The sequence below is a fragment of the Vibrio sp. 2130-1 genome, assembly GCF_033339515.1.
Map to the genome: position 1 here is coordinate 1 of NZ_JAWOUT010000300.1, position 686 is coordinate 686.

Annotated in this window: 1 protein-coding gene; it reads right to left on the bottom strand. The window is 49.7% G+C overall.

Annotation, left to right across the window (positions count from 1 at the left end; genetic code table 11):
• Positions 1-610, bottom strand: a 610-nt coding sequence (gene bioH, locus R7Q09_RS25865; protein WP_318143907.1) for a pimeloyl-ACP methyl ester esterase BioH, incomplete at its 3' end; no start/stop codon positions are given.
• Between the last annotated feature and the right edge of the window lie 76 nt (positions 611-686).

Consider the following 686-nt stretch of genomic DNA (forward strand, 5'->3'; position numbering starts at 1 on the left):
CGTAAAGACGTAGCATCGGCATAGTCAGGGAAATCAAAGCATCACGCAGGTCAACATCCGCCAAAATATTTAAACCAACCAATAGTGACTCTGGGTTCGGCTGAGGACGCGATAGCACCGCTTGTTTGAGTTGTTTAACATCTTTACGTGCAGACGGACTTCCCATGGCTTGCAGCGCCATAAAACGCTCAATGGTCAGTGAGAAGTCTTCTAGTAACTGAGAGGTGAACGCGCTCAGTACATTCGGTTGAATGCCACGCCACGGTTTTTCTGCGGCAAATTTTGGTGAGCTGGCGACGGTGATCAACTTACTCACTCGTTGAGGAGCATTGAGCGCAATGTGCGTGGCAACCAAACCACCCAACGACCAACCTAGCCACACTGCTTTCTCTGGCGCATCTTTTAGTACCATGGCAGCGATTTGTGCGAGGTCTTCACCATGATGCCCAGCGCTAAAACCATATCCAGGAAGATCGACGACATGGACACAAAAATCGGCCTGCAGAGATTCGACCGTTTGCTGCCAAACTGCGCCATTCATCCCCCAGCCATGCAGCAACACCAAATCCGGTCCCTGACCGAACGACTGCCAGTGTAAATTCGTGCTCATGCTCTCAATCTCTCCCACTTATTTTATTCCTTATCGCTTCACTCAAGCGTTAGGCTGTGCAAAATCTAACCTTGAA